The 17,854-nt window shown below is 64.3% G+C and carries 17 protein-coding genes and 1 riboswitch; of the genes, 8 read left to right on the top strand and 9 right to left on the bottom strand.

Annotated elements, in window-relative coordinates:
- Positions 1 to 23: 23 nt before the first annotated feature.
- The 7 genes from NKI58_RS18045 (at position 24) to dhaL (ending at position 7,159) form a co-directional block, all read left to right on the top strand.
- A complete protein-coding gene (locus NKI58_RS18045) occupies positions 24 to 683 on the top strand; it encodes a 2Fe-2S iron-sulfur cluster-binding protein (RefSeq protein ID WP_023676008.1) in 660 nt (219 codons plus the stop codon).
- Positions 684 to 686: 3 nt separating this feature from the next.
- Complete coding sequence (locus NKI58_RS18040; RefSeq protein ID WP_352786819.1) at positions 687 to 1,673, top strand: FAD binding domain-containing protein; 987 nt, start codon at positions 687 to 689, stop codon at positions 1,671 to 1,673.
- A 71-nt stretch (positions 1,674 to 1,744) separates the two neighbouring features.
- Positions 1,745 to 2,215, top strand: a complete 471-nt coding sequence (locus NKI58_RS18035; RefSeq protein ID WP_352786818.1) for a nuclear transport factor 2 family protein — start codon at positions 1,745 to 1,747, stop codon at positions 2,213 to 2,215.
- A gap of 146 nt (positions 2,216 to 2,361) precedes the next feature.
- Positions 2,362 to 4,623 (top strand): xanthine dehydrogenase family protein molybdopterin-binding subunit, encoded by a 2,262-nt coding sequence (locus tag NKI58_RS18030; protein ID WP_352621256.1) that lies wholly within the window; start codon positions 2,362 to 2,364, stop codon positions 4,621 to 4,623.
- 116 nt (positions 4,624 to 4,739) lie between these two features.
- A riboswitch (FMN riboswitch) is annotated at positions 4,740 to 4,886 on the top strand.
- Between the two features lie 77 nt (positions 4,887 to 4,963).
- Positions 4,964 to 5,437 carry a 6,7-dimethyl-8-ribityllumazine synthase gene (locus NKI58_RS18025; RefSeq protein ID WP_352621099.1) on the top strand — a complete coding sequence of 158 codons (474 nt, stop codon included), beginning with the start codon at positions 4,964 to 4,966 and terminating at the stop codon, positions 5,435 to 5,437.
- Positions 5,438 to 5,503: 66 nt separating this feature from the next.
- A complete protein-coding gene (locus NKI58_RS18020; protein WP_352704657.1) occupies positions 5,504 to 6,511 on the top strand; it encodes a dihydroxyacetone kinase subunit DhaK in 1,008 nt (335 codons plus the stop codon).
- A gap of 9 nt (positions 6,512 to 6,520) precedes the next feature.
- A complete protein-coding gene (gene dhaL / locus NKI58_RS18015; RefSeq protein WP_352704655.1) occupies positions 6,521 to 7,159 on the top strand; it encodes a dihydroxyacetone kinase subunit DhaL in 639 nt (212 codons plus the stop codon).
- Here dhaL and derI read toward each other — a convergent pair.
- The 3 genes from derI to NKI58_RS18000 are packed head-to-tail and all read right to left on the bottom strand — an operon-like array spanning position 7,156 to position 9,159.
- Positions 7,156 to 7,599, bottom strand: coding sequence for a D-erythrulose-4-phosphate isomerase (gene derI, locus NKI58_RS18010; RefSeq protein WP_352704653.1), 444 nt, complete (start codon positions 7,597 to 7,599; stop codon positions 7,156 to 7,158). The genes dhaL and derI overlap by 4 nt on opposite strands.
- Positions 7,600 to 7,625: 26 nt before the next feature.
- Positions 7,626 to 8,384 carry a triose-phosphate isomerase gene (locus NKI58_RS18005; RefSeq protein WP_023676016.1) on the bottom strand — a complete coding sequence of 253 codons (759 nt, stop codon included), beginning with the start codon at positions 8,382 to 8,384 and terminating at the stop codon, positions 7,626 to 7,628.
- Between the two features lie 10 nt (positions 8,385 to 8,394).
- Entirely contained in the window at positions 8,395 to 9,159 is a 765-nt protein-coding gene (locus NKI58_RS18000) for a DeoR/GlpR family DNA-binding transcription regulator (RefSeq protein ID WP_023676017.1), read from the bottom strand.
- A gap of 256 nt (positions 9,160 to 9,415) precedes the next feature.
- On the opposite strand from NKI58_RS18000, the gene fba reads away from it, so the two are divergent.
- A complete protein-coding gene (gene fba, locus NKI58_RS17995) occupies positions 9,416 to 10,480 on the top strand; it encodes a class II fructose-bisphosphate aldolase (protein ID WP_023676018.1) in 1,065 nt (354 codons plus the stop codon).
- Positions 10,481 to 10,527: 47 nt separating this feature from the next.
- On the opposite strand, the gene NKI58_RS17990 is transcribed toward fba, so the two are convergent.
- From NKI58_RS17990 to NKI58_RS17965, 6 genes are read right to left on the bottom strand one after another with little or no spacing between them, the layout of a single operon-like run.
- Positions 10,528 to 11,466 (bottom strand): sugar phosphate isomerase/epimerase family protein, encoded by a 939-nt coding sequence (locus NKI58_RS17990; RefSeq protein WP_023676019.1) that lies wholly within the window; start codon positions 11,464 to 11,466, stop codon positions 10,528 to 10,530.
- Positions 11,466 to 12,983, bottom strand: coding sequence for a glycerol-3-phosphate dehydrogenase (locus NKI58_RS17985; RefSeq protein WP_023676020.1), 1,518 nt, complete (start codon positions 12,981 to 12,983; stop codon positions 11,466 to 11,468). Before NKI58_RS17985 ends, NKI58_RS17990 begins: the two co-directional genes overlap by 1 nt.
- A gap of 19 nt (positions 12,984 to 13,002) precedes the next feature.
- Entirely contained in the window at positions 13,003 to 14,043 is a 1,041-nt protein-coding gene (locus NKI58_RS17980) for a 2-hydroxyacid dehydrogenase (RefSeq protein ID WP_023676021.1), read from the bottom strand.
- 7 nt (positions 14,044 to 14,050) lie between these two features.
- Complete coding sequence (locus tag NKI58_RS17975) at positions 14,051 to 15,613, bottom strand: FGGY-family carbohydrate kinase (protein WP_023676022.1); 1,563 nt, start codon at positions 15,611 to 15,613, stop codon at positions 14,051 to 14,053.
- Positions 15,613 to 16,737, bottom strand: a complete 1,125-nt coding sequence (locus NKI58_RS17970) for an ABC transporter ATP-binding protein (protein ID WP_352680414.1) — start codon at positions 16,735 to 16,737, stop codon at positions 15,613 to 15,615. The genes NKI58_RS17975 and NKI58_RS17970 overlap by 1 nt, the downstream gene beginning before the upstream one ends.
- Entirely contained in the window at positions 16,734 to 17,852 is a 1,119-nt protein-coding gene (locus NKI58_RS17965; RefSeq protein ID WP_023676024.1) for an ABC transporter ATP-binding protein, read from the bottom strand. Before NKI58_RS17965 ends, NKI58_RS17970 begins: the two co-directional genes overlap by 4 nt.
- Positions 17,853 to 17,854: the final 2 nt, after the last annotated feature.

Genomic DNA, 17,854 nt, shown 5'->3' with positions numbered 1-17,854 from the left:
TCATTGCGACTGGGAGATCATGCATGGCCAAAACGGACAACAGGAGCGGACCGACGCGTCGAATGGTATTGGAAGGCGGTGTCGCGACCGGGGTGCTCCTGGCTACCGGACTACCGGTTGACGCCGAGCCGGCCGAGACCGTCACGGCGGCTGCGTCGTCCTCACCACTACCGACGATGACGATGTCGTTACGGATCAACGCGAAGGATCTTGCCATCGAGCTCGACCCGCGGACGACGCTGCTCGACGCCCTGCGCAACCATCTCGGCCTCACCGGCTCGAAGAAGGGCTGCGACCACGGCCAGTGCGGCGCATGCACGGTGCTCGTCGATGGGCGCCGGATCAATTCCTGCCTGACGCTTGCCGCAATGCATCAAGGCGACGAGATCACCACGGTCGAGGGCCTTGCCGAGGGTGACCGGCTGCATCCGGTCCAGGCCGCCTTCGTCGCCCGCGACGGTTTCCAGTGCGGCTACTGTACGCCAGGCCAGATCTGCTCGGCGGTTGGCATGCTGGGCGAGGCGCGGGCCGGCTGGCCAAGCCATGCGAGCGCCGACGTGGCAGCGGCTTCCGTCGCTCTCACCGATGCCGAGATCCGCGAGCGGATGAGCGGCAACATCTGCCGTTGCGCCGCCTATCCGAACATTGTCGCTGCAATCCGCGACGCGGCAGAGGAGGCATGAGCAATGCAGTCCTTCACTTATGAACGTGCGACGAGTGCTGAGCAGGCGGCGGCCGCGGTTGCGGCCCTGCCGGACGCCAAGTTCATCAGCGGCGGTACCAACCTGCTCGACCTGATGAAGCTCGAGATCGAGCGCCCAGCGCATCTCGTCGACATCAGCCGGCTGCCGCTTGATCGGATCGAGGAGACGGCGGAAGGCGGGCTTCGGGTCGGCGCCCAGGTCCGCAATAGCAATCTCGCCGCCGACCCGCGGGTAAGGTCGCGCTACCCGATGCTCACGCAAGCGCTGCTGGCGGGAGCGTCCGGCCAGATACGCAACAAGGCCTCGACCAGCGGCAATCTCCTGCAGCGCACGCGCTGCCCCTATTTCTACGACCGCAACATGCCCTGCAACAAGCGCCAGCCGGGTTCGGGCTGCGCGGCACTTCAGGGCTTCAACCGCATGCACGCCGTACTCGGCGCGAGCGAAGCCTGCATCGCGGTCCATCCTTCTGACATGGCGGTCGCCATGTCCGGGCTCGACGCCAGGATCGAGACCGTCTCGCCCGGCGGCGAGACCCGTACGACCCCGATCGGCGATGTCCATCGATTGCCCGAGACGATGCCCCAGGTGGAGACCGTGCTCGGCCACGGCGAAATGGTCGTCGCGGTTGTCCTGCCGCCGCCGCCACCCGGCCGGCAGCTTTACCGCAAGGTGCGCGACCGTGCTTCCTACGCCTTCGCGCTGGTGTCCGTGGCAGCAATCGTCGAGAAAGGCGGCGACCGTATTCGAAGTGCTCGGATCGCCATGGGCGGCGTGGCAGCCAAGCCCTGGCGCGCGACGGAGGCGGAGCGCACGCTCGCAGGAGCGTCGGCGTCCGACGGTGCCTTTATCGACGCGGCCGAAGCCGCGCTCGCCGGAGCTGTCGGGCATGGCGCCAATGATTTCAAGATCCCGCTGGCGAAACGGACGATGCGGCACACGCTCGCTGCTGCCGTCGAGAGTGCGTGAGGTGACACGATGACAGAGACGACGACCCCGAACAGCGGTTCCCAGATGCAGGCGACGAGCAGGAGATCGATATGAAACTCACGCGACGCGCCGTTGCCGCCGCGGGTGGCGGCCTTTTTGTTTCTGCCGCAGCAGCTTGGGGCGCCACATCCGACCCGGGAGCTCGTCACGGGCTCGAGGCCGCCGTCGACGCCTTCTTTGCCGGCTGGGCCTCTGGCGACTGGACGGCATTCCTTGATTGTTGCGATGAGACGATGACCTTCCAATTCCCTGTCGGCGAGCAACGAGGCCGACACGGACCACCGGAAGGCAAGCGGGCACTCGCAGCCTGGACCGCCGCGCATCAGGCGCAGGGAAACAGGATCACGAAATTGACCGTCGATCTCAAGCTCTTCGCCGCCGACTGGGTCATCGTCTGCGACCGCGGGAGCGGGACAATCGGTGGCGCGCCCTACACTGGCCTGCATGCGATCCTCATCCGGGCCGGCCCGACAGGGAGGCTGGTCGAATTTCGCGAGTATTTCGGCGAGATCGCCGCGTGAGCTCCGGCCGCCGCGCGACGAACATAAAGGTGCGAGGAAGCGGCGTCGTCGCGGCCTCGATGCTTCCGAACTCCAGATGAAAAATCTTTAGGTGACTTATGAACGAGACCATACCCGGACTGCCCGGCTCCGCCACCCATTCAAGGATGAAACCTCGTCCCGATGCTGGCATCATCGGGAGGCCGATCGACCGCATCGACGGTCCGCTCAAAGTGACGGGCGGCGCCACATACGCTTACGAGAATGAGCTGGATGGTACAGCCTATGGCTACATTCTCGGCGCCTCCGTCGCCAAGGGCCGCATCGCCGAGATCGACACGACCGAAGCCGAACGGGCGCCGGCAGTGCTGCTCGTCATCACGCACCGCAATGCGCCGGCCCAGCCGGATTTCGGCCCAACGGTCACGCCAACGGTGCCGGAGGTCTTCACGCGCCCCCGGCCCGCGCTCAACAGCGATCGAGTACGGTATTACGACGAGCCGGTCGCGCTGGTCGTTGCGGAGACGTTCGAGGCGGCACGCGCTGCTGCGGGCCTCATCAGAGTACGCTATGACGAGGAGCCGGGCCTCTACGATCTACCGGGACATATCGCCGACGCCTACGCGCCAAAGCGGACCAATGCCGGCTTCGAGACCGACAGCGTGGTCGGCGACTTCGAGCGCGCCTTTGCGACGGCGCCGATCAAGATCGATTCCACCTACGGGACCCCCTTCGAACATCACAATCCGATGGAGCCGCATGCGACGCTTGCTGCCTGGTCAGGCAACGAGCTGACGATCCGTACATCGGCGCAGACCCTCGCGAACTTCCGGGCCGGGGTCGCCAGCACGCTTCGCATCCCGCTCGAGCGAGTGCGCATCGTCAGCCCCTTCATCGGCGGAGGCTTCGGTTCCAAGCTGATTGCCCATGCCGACACGATCCTGGCCGCACTTGCAGCGCAGGTGCTGCAGCGCCCCGTGAAGATCGCGCTGACGCGACAACAGATGTTCGCCAATGCCGGTCATCGCGCAGAGATGGTCCAACAGGTACGTCTCGGCGCGGACACTGACGGGCGGCTCACCGGGATCGCGCACGATGTCTGGTCCGCAACGTCCAGCTTCGAGGAGTACTGCGAACAAACGGCAGTTTTTGCGCGCTCGCTCTACGCCGCGCCGAACCGTCTCACCCGCCATCGCCTGGTTCCGCTGGACATCAACCGCGGCGAATGGATGCGCTCGCCCGGCGAAGCGCCCGGCATGCTGGCTTTCGAATGCGCCATGGATGAGCTCGCCGAGCGCGCCGGTCTGGACCCGATCGAACTCAGGATCCGCAACGAACCGGCACAGGATCCCGAGCGCGGCGTGCCGTTCTCCACCCGCAATCTCGTCGCCTGCATGGAGGAAGGCGCCCGCCGTTTCGGCTGGGAGCGGAGAAACCCGACACCGGGCCGAACTCGGGAGGGCCGCAAGCTTATCGGCCACGGCATGGCGGCGGCGATCCGTCCGAACTATATCGGCGCGGCGACGGCGCGGGTTGCGATCGACCGGGACTGTCGGGTGACGGCGCGGCTCGACATGACCGATATTGGGACCGGCACCTATACGATCCTGACCCAGATTGCCGCCGAGAGCCTCGGCCTGCCGATCTCGTCCGTCAAGGTGGAGCTCGGCGACAGCCGCTTCCCGCGTACCGCCGGCTCCGGCGGGTCCTGGGGCGCAGCAAGTGCGGGTTCGGCCTTGTATAATGCGTGCAACGTCCTCAAGGAACGGATCCTGGAGGCGGCGCAGTCGAACGAAGCCTCGCCGTTGCGCGGCGCGAACGCCACCGAGGCAAGCTTTGCCGACGGCGAGGTCAGGGTCGGCCAGCGATCGGCGAGCCTGGCCGATCTTATCCGAGGGATCTCTCCCGACGGGCTCGAAGCCGAAGGCTCCGTAGCCGCGGGCGCCACCACCCAGTCATACAAGACCTATTCGCAGCATTCCTATGGCGCGCATTTCGCAGAGGTCGCTGTCGATTGCGATACCGGTGAAATCCGGATGCGCCGGATGCTGGCTGTGATCGGCGCGGGCCGTATCCTCAACGCCAAGACCGCGCGCTCGCAAATCATCGGCGGCATGACCTGGGGGATCGGTGCAGCGCTGATGGAGCAGACGGTGCTCGACCCGCGCTACGGCCACTTCGTCAATCACGATCTTGCCGAGTATCATGTGCCGGTCAATGGCGATGTCCCCGATATGGAGGTCGCCTTCCTCGAGGAAGACGACGACAAGGCCAACCCGCTTGGCGCAAAGGGTCTCGGCGAGCTCGGCGTGTGCGGTGCGGGGGCTGCTGTCGCCAACGCCGTTTACAACGCGGCCGGCGTGCGAGTGCGTGAATTTCCCATCACCTTGGACAAGGTGCTGCCTGCCTTACCGGTGATCGCCATTTGACGCTCTCCTCCCTCGCCCTCAACGGTGACCAGGTCGAAACGAATCGCTATTTCTGCGCCATCGACGACGACGCCGGTGGTTGACAGCGCTTTCCGGCCCTTCCATACAAACGCCGTCAATGTTCTCAGGGCGGGGTGAAAGTCCCCACCGGCGGTAAGGGTCTCGGCCCAAGCCCGCGAGCGCTTTCCGGTTAGCCGGAGGGGTCAGCAGATCCGGTGTGATTCCGGAGCCGACGGTCACAGTCCGGATGGAAGAGAACGAAATGGAAGACGGTCCGCTTTCGCGGTTCGGACTCCGTATCGTGCGTCCTGATTCTGGTTCGAAACGGAAGGATGGACCCATGAATCAGCATTCCCACAACGACTATGAAACGATCCGCGTTGCCGTCATTCGCGCGCGTTGGCATGCCGATATCGTCGACCAATGCGTTGAAGCATTCGAGGCGGAACTGGCGGTTCTCGGAGAGAAACGCTTTGCCGTCGATGTCTTCGATGTGCCTGGCGCTTATGAGATTCCCCTGCATGCAAAGACGCTTGCCGTGACCGGCCGCTATGCCGCTATCCTCGGCGCCGCGTTCGTCGTCAATGGCGGCATCTACCGGCACGAGTTTGTTGCAAGCGCGGTCATCGACGGCATGATGAATGTGCAATTGTCGACTGGCGTGCCGGTGCTTTCGGCGGTGCTGACGCCGCACAACTACCATGACAGCGCGGACCATCACCGCTTCTTCTTCGAGCATTTCAAGGTCAAGGGCAAAGAGGCGGCCAGTGCCTGCATGCAACTGCTGGCAGCACGCGAACACATCGCGGCGTGAAACCTCCACCGCCGGGTGGAAATCCCGGTAAGGCGCTGTAGTATCTCACGAAGCAGGAGGATGCCGGTGCAGACCAAGAAGATCATCAATGACGGCAATCGCTCCGTCGACGAGATGCTGGAGGGCATCCTGGCTGCGCATCCGCGCCATCTCAAAAGCGCGGAGGGAAGTCCGCGCTCGATCATCGCCCGCGACGGGCCTCGCCAGGGCAAGGTCGGCCTCGTCATCGGCGGTGGCTCCGGCCACGAGCCGACATTCCTCGGCTTCGTCGGCAAGGGGCTGGTCGACGCGGCCGCGATCGGCAATGTCTTCGCCTCGCCGCCGCCGGACCCGATCCTCGAATGCGCCAAGGCGGCCAGCGGCGGCGCCGGCGTGCTGTTCATGTACGGCAATTATGCCGGCGACGTGATGAATTTCGACATGGCCGCCGAAATGGCGGCAATGGACGACATCGAGGTGCGTACCGTGCTGACCACCGACGATGTCGCCTCGGCGCCACGCGACCAGAGGCAGAAGCGACGCGGCGTCGCCGGCAATTTCTTCATCTTCAAGGCCGCCGGTGCCGCCTGCGACCGAATGCTCTCTTTCGACGAGTGCGAGCGCATCGCCAGGAAGGCCAACGATCACACCTTCACCATGGGCGTGGCGCTGTCGCCCTGCTCGTTGCCGCAGACCCGCCGGCCCAATTTCGAGATCGGGCCGGACGAGATGGAGATCGGCATGGGCATCCATGGCGAGCCAGGCATCGCGCGCGGAAAATTGAAAACCGCCGACGAGATCACCGACGAGATGCTGGACAATATCCTCGACGAGATGGCGCCGGCGCGCGGCGACAAGGTCGCGGTGCTGGTCGATTCGCTCGGCTCGACGCCGCTGATGGAACTCTACATCATGAATCGGCGGGTCAAGCAGAGGCTCGACGACATCGGCGTTTCCGTCCACGCGACCTGGGTCGGCAATTACTGCACCTCTCTCGAAATGGCCGGCGCCTCGGTGACGCTGATGCATCTCGACGGCGAGTTGCAGGCGATGCTCGACCATCCTTGCGACTGCGCCATGTTCCGCGCCGGCTGAGAAAGCATCATGACCTCGATCGATTCAGTCGGCTTGAAAAGAATGTTCGATGAGATCGCGGCGGCGATCGATGCCGACAAGGACCGGCTCTGCCAACTCGACGGCGTCATCGGCGACGCCGACCATGGCATCGCCATGGCACTAGGCTTCACTGCTGCGCGCGATGCACTAGCGCAACTCGACCTCGCGGCGACCGAGCCGACGGCGCTGCTCAACACTGCGGCGAAATCCTTCCTCAACGCGGTCGGCGCCTCGTCAGGCCCGCTCTATGCGACCGCCTTCATGCGCGGTGCCGCCGCCGTCAAAGGCAAGGCAATTCTGGAGGACGCTGACATCATCGCCATGCTCCGGGCGATGGCGCAAGGCATCCAGGATCGCGGCAAGGCCGAGCTCGGCGAAAAGACCATGGTCGACGCCTGGCTGCCGGCGGCGCAAGCAGCGGGTGCCGCGCAGCAAGCCGGCAAGAGCCTGTGCGAGAGCCTGGAAGCCGCACTCGCCGCAGCCGAACAAGGCGCCGAGACGACCAAGGGCATGATCGCCGCCAAGGGCCGCTCATCGCGGCTCGGCGAGCGCTCGCTCGGGCATATGGACCCCGGCGCCGCGTCGGCCGTGACGATCATCAGGGCGATGCGGAACAGTCTGGCTTAGCCCCGCTTCGCCGCGTCGAGCCTTTCGATGGCCTGGACATTGCCGGCCGATGGTCCCTTCTCATCGAATTCCGATGCGAGCCAGGCGTCGACGATCGACTTGGCCAGTTCCGGGCCGATGACGCGCGCGCCCATGGTGATGATCTGGGCGTTGTTGGATTTCGCGGCGCGCTCTGCCGAATAGGTGTCGTGGGTGAGTGCGGCGCGAATGCCGGGCACCTTGTTGGCGGATATGGATACGCCGATGCCGGTGCCGCAAAACAGGATGCCGCGATCGTTTTCGCCGTCCAGGATGGTCTGCGCGAGCTTCTGTGACAGGTCGGCATAGTAGCCCGACTGGCTGAGGTCGCTAACCGTGAGGCCGGGCTTGGTAGCGAGGTGAGCGGCAATGACGTCGAGCAGCGGCTTGCCGGCGCTATCAGCTCCAATGGCAATTTTCATGTTCCGTTTCCTTCCTGTTTGATGATTCAGATCGCCGCCGAGGCGCGCTTGAGGATGTCGACATAGCCGTCCGCCTGCCAGGCCGAGCGGCCGATGAACAAGCCGTCGATGTTGGGCTGGCCGACCAGTTCGGCGGCATTTTGCGGATTGACGCTGCCGCCATAAAGCACCGGCGGCACCATCGGCAGCAGGTCGCGTGCGATTTTCTTGATTAGCGCCTGCTGCCTGTCGGCATAGTCCGAACTGGCCGGCACGCCCTTGTCGCCGATCGCCCAGACGGGCTCATAGGCAAACAGGATCGTCGCCGCCTTCGCCGCGCCTTCGAGAAACTGCAGCGCGCCGTGCACCTGCAAGGCCAGCACCGCAGCGGCCTGCCCGCTGTCGCGTTGAGCCAAGGTCTCGCCGACGCAGATGAGTGGCACGAGACCGTGCTTCACCGCCGCCGCAGTCTTCAGCCCGACAGCCTTGTCGGTCTCGCCGAAATGCTCGCGCCGTTCGCTGTGGCCGAGCTCGACCATGTCGAGCCCGCAGTCTTTCAGCATGACCGGCGAGATCTCGCCGGTCCAGGCGCCGGCGTCGGTCCAATGCATGTTCTGCGCGCCGACCTTGATGCGCGTCGGCGACAGCGCTTTCTTGACCTCGCGGATCGCCGTGAAGGGCGGGATGACGAAAGGCTGGATGCGCTCGTCGAAACCGGGGACGAACTCCGCCAGCGCCTCGGCGAAAGCCATCGCCTCGGCGAGCGTCTTGTTCATTTTCCAGCTGGTGCCGACCCAATAAACCATGCGTGCCCTCCTATTCTGCGATCACTGTCAGCGAAACGCCGGCACCATCCAGCGCGGCGCGCATCTGCGGCTGCGGCTCGCGGCCGGTGAAGACCGTGTCAAAGGCCTTGAGATCTGTCAGGAAGTGCAAGGCAGTGCGGCCGAATTTCCCATGATCGACCAGCAGATATTTGCGCGCTGCTGCGGCCATCATCAGCCGTTTGGTCTGGACCACTTCCTGATCCTGGTGAAAGGCAGAGGCACCATGGATGGCCGATGACGACAGGAACGCGACATCGGCGCGCAATGATTTCAGCGTGTCCTCGGCGAGCAGGCCGAAGAAGCCGTGAAACTTCTTGTTGTATTGGCCGCCGAGCGCAATCAGGTTGATGCCGGCAACGCCCGCCAAATCCTGGATGACAGCCAGATTGTTCGAGATCACCGTCAGCGGACGCAGATCGGCAAGATGCCGAGCAACGCCGCCCGCGGTTGAGCCGTCGTCGATGATCACCGTCTGACCCGGTTCGATCATCGTCACGGCAGCGGCGGCGATGCGCTTCTTTTCGTCGCCGGCCAGCCGCTGGCGGTAGCGGAAATCGCTCTCGAAAAGGCTGCTCGGCTGGATCGAGGCGCCGCCGCGCACCTTGCGCAGGAAGCCGCTTTCCTCGAGCTCGTCGAGGTCGCGGTGGACAGTCATCTTTGACACGCCGAAGCGTGAGGCAAGATCGTCGACACTGGCGGTGCCGATGTCCATCAGAAAATCCATGATGCCTTGCCGACGGCCGTCGCTCTTCATTTCCGCGGCTTCCTCGTGCAATCCGGTTCCGAGATATAACAGCAAACGTCGCACAAGCCACCAAATTTTTTGTGATAATGTTATATCTCCATGGGATATCATGACGCTTCTGCTCGCGTCCTGTAACAAGAATTGCTGCCGGCCGAGCGCCCAGCGGTTGCGGTGCCGCGGAAATCCGGCCAGAAGCATCAGGGGCTCGACGACAACCGAACGGCCCGCAAACACTGGCTCGAAACCGGATACGGGAGACTACTGAGTGGCTCGCATCACACTGAGACAATTGCTCGATCATGCCGCCGAATACGGCTACGGCGTGCCTGCCTTCAACATGAACAATATGGAACAGGGCCTCGCCATCATGGAGGCAGCCGAGGAGACCAAATCGCCGGTTATCCTGCAGGCGAGCCGCGGCGCGCGAGCCTACGCCAACGATGTGGTGCTGGCCAAGCTGATCGACGCGCTGGTCGAAATCCATCCCGATATCCCGGTCTGCATGCATCTCGACCATGGCAACAACGAAGCGACCTGCGTCACCGCGATCCAGCACGGCTTCACCTCCGTGATGATGGACGGATCGCTGAGGGAAGACGGCAAGACGCCGGCCGACTACGCCTATAATTCCGGCATCACCCGCCGCGTCGTCGACATGGCGCATTGGGGCGGCGTCTCGGTGGAAGGCGAGATCGGCGTCCTTGGATCGCTTGAGATGGGCGGCGGCGAGCAGGAAGACGGCCATGGCGTCGAGGGCGTCATCAGCCACGACCAGCTGCTGACCGACCCGGTGCAGGCCGAACAATTCGTGCGCGACACCCGTGTCGATGCGCTGGCCGTCGCCATGGGCACCAGCCACGGCGCCTACAAGTTCAGCCGCAAGCCGGACGGCGCTGTGCTGGCCATGAACGTCATCGAGGAAATCCACCGCCGTCTGCCGAGCATGCATCTCGTCATGCACGGCTCGTCCTCGGTGCCAGAGGAGTTGCAGGAGATCATCAACAAATATGGCGGCCAGATGAAGCCGACATGGGGCGTGCCGGTCGAAGAGATCCAGCGCGGCATCAAGCACGGGGTGCGCAAGATCAATATCGATACCGACAACCGCATGGCGCTGACCGGCGCAATCCGCAAGGTGCTGACCGAGAACCCGAGCGAATTCGATCCGCGCAAATATCTGACGCCGGCAATGGCCGCGATGCGGAAGCTGTGCAAGGAGCGCTTCGAGCAGTTCGGCACCGCCGGCAACGCACCGAAGATCAAGCCGCTGCCGCTGTCGGAAATGGCCAAGCGCTACAAGTCCGGAAGCCTCGATCCGAAATTTGGCTGACGTATTCCGGTTCTGAGCAGGAGCTGCCTCAGCTCCTGCTCATCCGATCATGCTCGCGGCAAGAGATCGGCCCTGCCGGTCTCGATAAATGGTGCCCAGTAGTCGACCGACTCGCGGATCATGGCGATGACCTCGTGGTCGACGGGCTCGCGCTCGCGGAACGACAATTCCAGGCAGATCTCGTTGTCGACGCCGCCGCCGCGACGCACTGTCTGAAGGAGCTTTTCCGGCGTGATACGGCCGTCGTTGTTGTAGGTCGCAGTGAACGGCCAATGGCCGCCCTTGTTCATCGACGACTGCTTGACGTGGATGATCGGCGATTGCCTGGGAAAGGCTTCGGCCCAGGCATAAGGGTCGGTGTCCGCCGGATTGCTCGAGGTCACGTCGCCATGGTCGATGTCGACCATCATCTTGAGCGGGACGGCCATGCCGGCCGCTTCGATCTCGCGCTGCAGTGCCCGGCAGCTTTCGATCGTATGGCCGAATTCGCGGCCGACCGACATCGGCTCCCAGAACAGGTAGGTCAAGCCGGCTGCTTTGGCATGCTCGGCGACCTCGCGCCAGCATTCCAGCGCGATGTCGAAAAGCCGCGCGCGACGTTCAGGATTGTCGTAATCCCGGTGGGTGAAGATCGCGAATTGCGTGCCCATGCCCGCGGCGCCGAGCTCGGCCGAAACTTCTGAAAAGGTCTTGAACCAGTCGACGTAGTAGCGCCGCACGTCGGCATCGGGATGGCCGAAATGATTGAGCCGGCCGTAAGGGCCGGTCATCGCGGAGGTCACGCGCACACCGGTGCGGTTGAGCGCGGAGCGGAACAGGCGGACGAATTTGGCGATCGTCGCCGCCGGCCAGCCGGGATTGACGAATTCATGGGTGAGTTGGACGTCCCTGATACCGATCTGATAGGCGATCGCGTCGATCAGGTCGTCCGGCTCCGCAAAGCGGTTGACCAGCGGATTGGTGTTGAGCGAAAGCGTAAAGGCCATCAGCCGGCCTTTGCCAGCCGGCTCGAGCACCAGTCCTCGAAGGCGGTTCTTTCCGCGGCGGACAGATGCAGGCCGTGCTTGGTGCGCCTTTCGAGAATATCGGCGGCGGTCTCGGCCCATTCATGCTCGAACAGGTAATTGGCTTCGCGCTCGAAAAAATCCTTGCCGAAGCGCCGGCCCAGTTCGGCGAGCGAGGTGGCCGCGCCGACCAGATCGCGCGTCCTTGTGCCGTAGAGCCTGCCGTAATGCTTGACCAGCGATGCCGGCATCCAGGGAAATTCATGGCCGAGGTCGCCCAGAAACTGCTCGAAATCGGCATTGGCGATATCGCCGCCCGGCAGGTGCCCTTTCGAGGTCCACGGCTTGCCCATTTTCGGAAAGAACGGGGCGATACGGTCGAGCGCGTGCTCGGCCAATTTGCGGAAGGTGGTGATCTTGCCGCCGAAGACCGAAAGCAGCGGCGCCTGCCCAGCCGGTGCGTCGAGTTCGAATATGTAATCGCGGGTCACCGCGCTCGGATTGTCGGCATTGTCGTCATAGAGCGGCCTGACGCCGGAAAACGAGTAGACGACGTCGCTTCGTGCGAGCTGGCGCTTGAAGTAGCGATTGACCGCCTTGATCAGGTAATCGATCTCGCTCGCATCGGCGGTCACGTCCTCCGGCCGCCCGTCATAGGGAATGTCAGTGGTGCCGATCAGCGCCAGATCGTTCTGATAGGGATTGATGAAGATCACCCGCTTGTCGCTGTTCTGAACGAGATAGGCCTGCCGCCCTTCCCAGAATTTTGGCACGACGATGTGGCTGCCCTTGACCAGGCGCACGTTGCGCCTGGAATTCTGGCCGGCGACGCGGTTGATGACGTCGTCGACCCAGGGTCCGGCGGCGTTGATCAGCGCCCGTGCCCGGACTGTGGTCCTGACGCCGGTTCGACCGTCGCGCATCTCGATCGACCACAGGCCGTTTTCGCGACGGGCGGCTATGCAGGCGGTGCGGGTGAATATCCTGGCTCCGCGCTCAGCGGCGTCGAGCGCGTCGATGACGACCAGGCGAGCGTCATCGACCCAGCAGTCAGAATATTCGAAGCCGCGCTTGAAGGCGTCCTTGATCGGCGCGCCTTCGGGCGCGGTGCGCAGGTCGAGCGTACGCGTGGCCGGCAGCCGCTTGCGGCCGCCAAGATGGTCGTAGAGGAACAGGCCGAGCCGGACCAGCCAGGCCGGCCGGTCATCGGGGCTGTGCGGCAGCACGAAGCGCATCGGCCAGATGATGTGCGGCGCGGATTCGAGCAGCACCTCGCGTTCGATCAGCGCCTCCCGCACCAAGCGGAACTCGTAATATTCGAGATAGCGCAAACCGCCATGAACGAGCTTTCCCGATCGCGAACTGGTGCCCTCGGCGAGATCGTCTTTTTCGCAAAGAATGACCGACAGCCCCCGGCCTGCCGCATCGCGCGCGATACCGGCGCCATTGACGCCGCCGCCGATGACGAAGAGGTCGACGATTTCGGTTTCACCGCTCATCTCGCTCTATGCCCTGTCGTCAGCATGGATTGACCGGAGGCAGACCGGCGATGAAGCGGCGCACTTCCTCGGCCGCCTGCTCGGCCGCGTAGGTCACGGTGCGTACCGACGCGCCGGCGATATGCGGCGTCAGCGTCACGTTCGGCAGTTGCAACAGCGGCCAGTCGGCAGGCACTGGCTCGACGGCGAACGTCTCCAGCATAGCACTGCCGATGTGTCCCGAGACGAGCGCCTCGTAGAGCGCATCGTAGTCGACCAGCGGTCCGCGCGCGGTATTGACGAAGATCACGCCGGGCTTCATCCGGGCGATGGCGTCCTTGCCGATCAGGCCGCGCGTCTCCTCGGTGACCCGGGAATGCAGCGTGACCACATCGGAGCGCGATAGGAGATCGTCCAGCGCAACCAGTTCGACCCCGGCATTGCGGTCCTCGGCGTTCAATTGCACATAGGGATCGCAGACCAGGATGCGGCAGCCGAAGGCGCGCAGCAGCCGTACCAGCCTGGTGCCGATATTGCCGTAGCCGATGACGCCGACGGTCATTTCGTTGAGCTCGCGGCCGGTACGGTCGGCGCGGTAGAGATCGCCGCGCCACTCGCCCTTGCGCAAGGCTTCGTGGCCGACGCGGATCAGCCGCGTTTCGGCGAGAATGGCGCCGATGGTGAACTCGGCTACGGCGCTGGCATTGCGGCCGGGCACATTGACAACGGTAATGCCGTGGGCCTTGGCGGCGGCCATGTCGATGTTGATCGGTCCGCCGCGCGAGACCGCAACCAGCTTGAGCGTGGGCAGGCGCTGCATCATGCTTTCGGAGAGCGGCGCAAGCTGGGTGACGAAGATTTCGGCGTCGCCGATGAAATCCACCACCTCGTCGGGATCGCCGAAATACTCCTTGACCTTGTCCAGACCAAGCGCGGCATTGCCGAATTGCATCGGCTCGTCGGGCCAAGCGGTCTCAATGCTGCGGATGTCGAGATTGTCGCCGCAGGCCGCCTCGATTTTCTCGCGAAACACTTCCGGAAGCATGAAGCGGTCGCCGATGATCGCAATTTTCTTGGGCATGCTCTTCTCAATTCACGTCGGTTTGCCTGGACGCGGCCATCGAGCGCCAGACCGGCCGCAGCGCCTCATGCGCCAATGTGTAGGACGGAGCCATCGCCTCATAGGCAGCGGCAAGTTTCCGATCGCTGGGTTCGGCCGTACGGAGCAAAGGCGTGACCCATTCGCTGACGCAATCGTCCATCGATGCGTATTGGCCGACGCAGACCGCAGCAATCATTGCGGCGCCCGCAGCACCGGCCTCCTCGCGTTCGCTGGTGCGAATGTCGGCTCCGACCGCAGCACCCAGGATTTTGCGCAGAGCCGGGCTCCTGGCCGCTCCGCCGGTCAGGCGGATTTCCTTGGGCAGTGGCCCCATGGCGGCGTAGCAATCGCGTGCCGCGAAAGCCAGTCCCTCGAACACCGCGCGGACCATGTCGGCATAGCCGTGCCTGGACGAAATGCCGATGAAGCCGGCCCTGGCATTGGCATCGACGAACGGCCCGCGCTCGCCGGCCTCCGAGACATAGGGCTGGTAGAGCAGCGAGCCTGGCTCGGACGACGATATCCACTGGTCGACCAGCGCGATCATCTCGCCATTGGTCCGCGTAATACCTTGCGAGGCGAGAATGCCGGAGGCGAGGCCAAGGACCCAGTCGATATTGAGCGTTGCCGCCATGTTCGACTGCATCTGCGCAAAGACGCCGGGTGCCGGCATCGTCATCGTGTAGCCGGTTGCAGCCTCGTTGAGCAGAACCTCGTCCGGCGTTTCGGCAAGCCGCATATGCATTCCGGTGGAGCCGATGATCGAGCATCCCGGCTTGCGTTCGCGATCGAACAGGCCGGCGCCGAGCGCCGTGCAGGCGACATCGACATAGGCCAGAACGACCGGTGTGCCGGCGAGCAGGCCAGTCGCATCGGCTGCTGCCACCGACAGCGAGGTGCTTTGCCTGGTGCCATCGACGATGGGCGGCAACAGATGCCGGAGATCGGTGACGCCGAGTACCTCGAGCACATCATCGCAATAGCCGCGCGTGCGGAAGTCGCCGAAGGTGAAGGTGCCCTCGGACGGGTCGGTGGCGCGGTGGCCGGTCAACTTGAAATAGAGCCAGTCCTTGCAGTGGAACGCCGTCGCTGCATTGGCAAGCATCGCGGGCATGTGGCGCTTCATGAACACGAACTGCGATCCCTGCTGGCAGGCAGCGAGCCCGCTGCCGGTCTTTTCGAAGCGCAGCCGGTCCTCCGGCCGCGCGCGGATCTCCTCGACGACCGCGGCAGCGCGCGCGTCGAGCCACAGCCAGCCCTTGGCAACCGGCTCGCCATCCTTGTCGATCAGCCAGGTACCGTCGCCCTGCCCGGTCACGGCGATGGCAATGGTCCGGCTGGCGAGATCCGGCACCTTATCGGCAAGCTCGCGCAAGGTCGTCGCGGTATCGGCCCAGGTGCGTGTCAGGTCCTGCTCGGCGCCGCCGCCCGGCAGTGTCTCGTATTTATTGGGCAGCGCGGCGGACGCGATCTGCCTGCCCGCCGTGTCGAAGGCGACGGATTTTATGACAGACGTGCCGGCGTCGATGCCGATCAGCACATCCTGCATCAAGCAAGCTCCGTGCCGTGCGAAATGGCATTGCCGCTCGCCTGATCGAAGACGTGAAGGTTTTTCGGATCGATGCTGATCTTGATCGGCGCGCCAAGCTCCAAGCGGGTTCGGTCATGTTCGACCAGGACCAGCGAACCGCCGGCGAAATCGGCGGCGATATGGGTCTGGTCGCCGAGCCATTGATTGGCCGAAACCGTCGCCGGCACACCATCCTTCGAGCGGCGGACCGCATAGGGCCTGACGCCGATGACGACGCGCTGCCGGTTGAGCAATTCGTCGCGAACCGGGCCGCTGAACGCATCCTTGTCGTAGTCGAGCGAAAGCCCGTCGGGCAGCTTGAGACTGATCTTGCCGGCAGCCGTGCCGACATAGGCCTCGAAGACATTCATCGGCGGCTCGCCAACGAAGGTGCCGGTGAACAGGTTTGCCGGCCGCTCCTTGAGCCTGTCAGGCGTATCGAACTGCTGCAGCACGCCGCCCTCCATGACGGCGATGCGGTCGGCCAGCGCATTGGCCTCGGTCTGGTCGTGGGTGACCAGGATCGCGGTCAGGCCGCGCTCCTTGATGAAATGCTTGATGCGGCCGCGCAGCACGGCGCGAAGCTGCGGCTCGAGCTGGCCCATCGGCTCGTCCAGCAGATGCAGGTCGGCCTCGCGGATCAGCGCCCGGCCGAGGCTGGCGCGCTGCTGCTGGCCGCCGGAGATCGAGCTCGGATAGCGCTCGAGAATGTCCTCGATCTCGAGCAGCTTGGCGATGTTGGCAACCTTTGCATCGACCGCACTCTTCGCCAGCCTGGCGGCCTTGAGGGCGAAGGCCATGTTCTCGCGCACGGTCAGCGGCGGGTAGAGCGAATAGCCCTCGAAGGCCATTGCGACGTTGCGCCTGACCGGCGGCAACGTGTGCACCTTGCGGCCGGCAACCGAGATGCTACCCCGCGAGACCTCTTCGAAGCCTGCGATCATGCGCAATGTCGAGGTCTTGCCGCAGCCGGACGAGCCGAGCAGCGCCACGATCTCGCCCTTGGCGATTTCCATCGTCAGGTTCTTGACGGCGTGTACGCCACGGTCGATCGGACCGTAGAACTTGTCGACGCCCGAAATGGTGATTGCGGTCGGGCTCATGCCGCTTCTCCGCTGCGCAAATTGACGACGTTTTTCGAGCCGATGCGCTCGCCGCTTGTGCGATCGAACAGCAGGGCGCTTTTGCTGTCGACGGCGATGTAGACCTTGCCCTCGGATTGGCCCGGTGTCCCGGACGGACGCGAAACCAGGATTTCACGGCCGCGCACGGTGCGCACCAGCGTGACGATCTTCTCGTTGAGCGGCGTCTCGGCCTCGACCGTCACCGGGATGGCGCCGGGCGTGCGTTCATCGACAAACGCCAGCGCCTCCGGCCGCAGCCCGATCACGCAGTCGCGGCCGACCGCCGCCTCATGCGCGCCGGCAAGATGGACCTGGACGTTGGACAGGCCGACATAGATGCCCTTGGCGTCCCGCGCCGGCTTGACGTCCAGAAGGTTGATGGTCGGGTCGCCGAACAGCCGGGCAATCTCGACGTTGGCCGGCTCGCGATAGATCTGCTCGGGCGTGCCGAGCTGTTTGACGACGCCCTGCGACATCACCGCGATGCGGTCGCCGAGCGCCATCGCTTCCTTGTAGTCCTGGGTGACATAGATGACGGTCGCGCCACGATCCGCCAGCAGTCTTGGCAATTCCAGCCGCATTTCGAAGCGCAATTTGGCATCGACGTTGCGCAAGGGATCATCGAGCAGCAGCAGCGGCGGCGAGCCGACCAGGGCGCGGGCAAGCGCGGTGCGTTGCTTCTGGCCATTGGACAGCGCCCGCGGCTTGTGGCTGAGCACATGGCCGATTTTCAACAGCTTGGCGACGCTCTCGACGCCGGTCTTTATCGTGCCTTGCGATGAGTGCTTCGCCTGCAGCGGCGTCGCAATGTTATCGAACGCCGTCATATGCGGGAACAGCGCGAAGTTCTGAAATGCCATGCCGACGCCGCGGAACTCGGCGTCGAGATCGGTCATGTCCTCGCCGCCGATGAGTATCTTTCCCTCGTCGGGGTCGATGACGCCGGCCACCAGCCGCAGCAGCACGGTCTTGCCGGCGCCGGACGGCCCGAACAGGACCAGCGTTTCGCCGTCGGCGACGGTCAGCGACAGATTGTCGAGAACAGTCTGGCTTTTATAGCGCTTGACAATGTTTCGCAGTTCGAGGCTTGCCATCG

Source organism: Mesorhizobium sp. M0522 (assembly GCF_040321085.1).
Lineage (GTDB): Bacteria > Pseudomonadota > Alphaproteobacteria > Rhizobiales > Rhizobiaceae > Mesorhizobium.
Note: the sequence above shows the minus strand (reverse complement) of the source record. Positions and strands in the feature narration are given on the sequence as shown.

Excerpts from the sequence above, each read along its gene's own strand:
- NKI58_RS18000 (WP_023676017.1), bottom strand. The coding sequence starts at position 9,159 with ATGAAGAGCGACGGCCGTCGGCAAGGCATCATGGATTTTCTGATGGAC.
- NKI58_RS17985 (WP_023676020.1), bottom strand. The coding sequence starts at position 12,983 with ATGAGCGGTGAAACCGAAATCGTCGACCTCTTCGTCATCGGCGGCGGC.
- NKI58_RS17965 (WP_023676024.1), bottom strand. The coding sequence starts at position 17,852 with ATGGCAAGCCTCGAACTGCGAAACATTGTCAAGCGCTATAAAAGCCAG.
- dhaL (WP_352704655.1), top strand. The coding sequence starts at position 6,521 with ATGACCTCGATCGATTCAGTCGGCTTGAAAAGAATGTTCGATGAGATC.
- NKI58_RS18040 (WP_352786819.1), top strand. The coding sequence starts at position 687 with ATGCAGTCCTTCACTTATGAACGTGCGACGAGTGCTGAGCAGGCGGCG.
- NKI58_RS18045 (WP_023676008.1), top strand. The coding sequence starts at position 24 with ATGGCCAAAACGGACAACAGGAGCGGACCGACGCGTCGAATGGTATTG.
- NKI58_RS18035 (WP_352786818.1), top strand. The coding sequence starts at position 1,745 with ATGAAACTCACGCGACGCGCCGTTGCCGCCGCGGGTGGCGGCCTTTTT.
- NKI58_RS18005 (WP_023676016.1), bottom strand. The coding sequence starts at position 8,384 with ATGGTTTATTGGGTCGGCACCAGCTGGAAAATGAACAAGACGCTCGCC.
- NKI58_RS17975 (WP_023676022.1), bottom strand. The coding sequence starts at position 15,613 with ATGCAGGATGTGCTGATCGGCATCGACGCCGGCACGTCTGTCATAAAA.
- derI (WP_352704653.1), bottom strand. The coding sequence starts at position 7,599 with ATGAAAATTGCCATTGGAGCTGATAGCGCCGGCAAGCCGCTGCTCGAC.
- NKI58_RS17980 (WP_023676021.1), bottom strand. The coding sequence starts at position 14,043 with ATGCCCAAGAAAATTGCGATCATCGGCGACCGCTTCATGCTTCCGGAA.
- NKI58_RS17990 (WP_023676019.1), bottom strand. The coding sequence starts at position 11,466 with ATGGCCTTTACGCTTTCGCTCAACACCAATCCGCTGGTCAACCGCTTT.
- NKI58_RS18025 (WP_352621099.1), top strand. The coding sequence starts at position 4,964 with ATGAATCAGCATTCCCACAACGACTATGAAACGATCCGCGTTGCCGTC.
- NKI58_RS18030 (WP_352621256.1), top strand. The coding sequence starts at position 2,362 with ATGAAACCTCGTCCCGATGCTGGCATCATCGGGAGGCCGATCGACCGC.
- NKI58_RS17970 (WP_352680414.1), bottom strand. The coding sequence starts at position 16,737 with ATGAGCCCGACCGCAATCACCATTTCGGGCGTCGACAAGTTCTACGGT.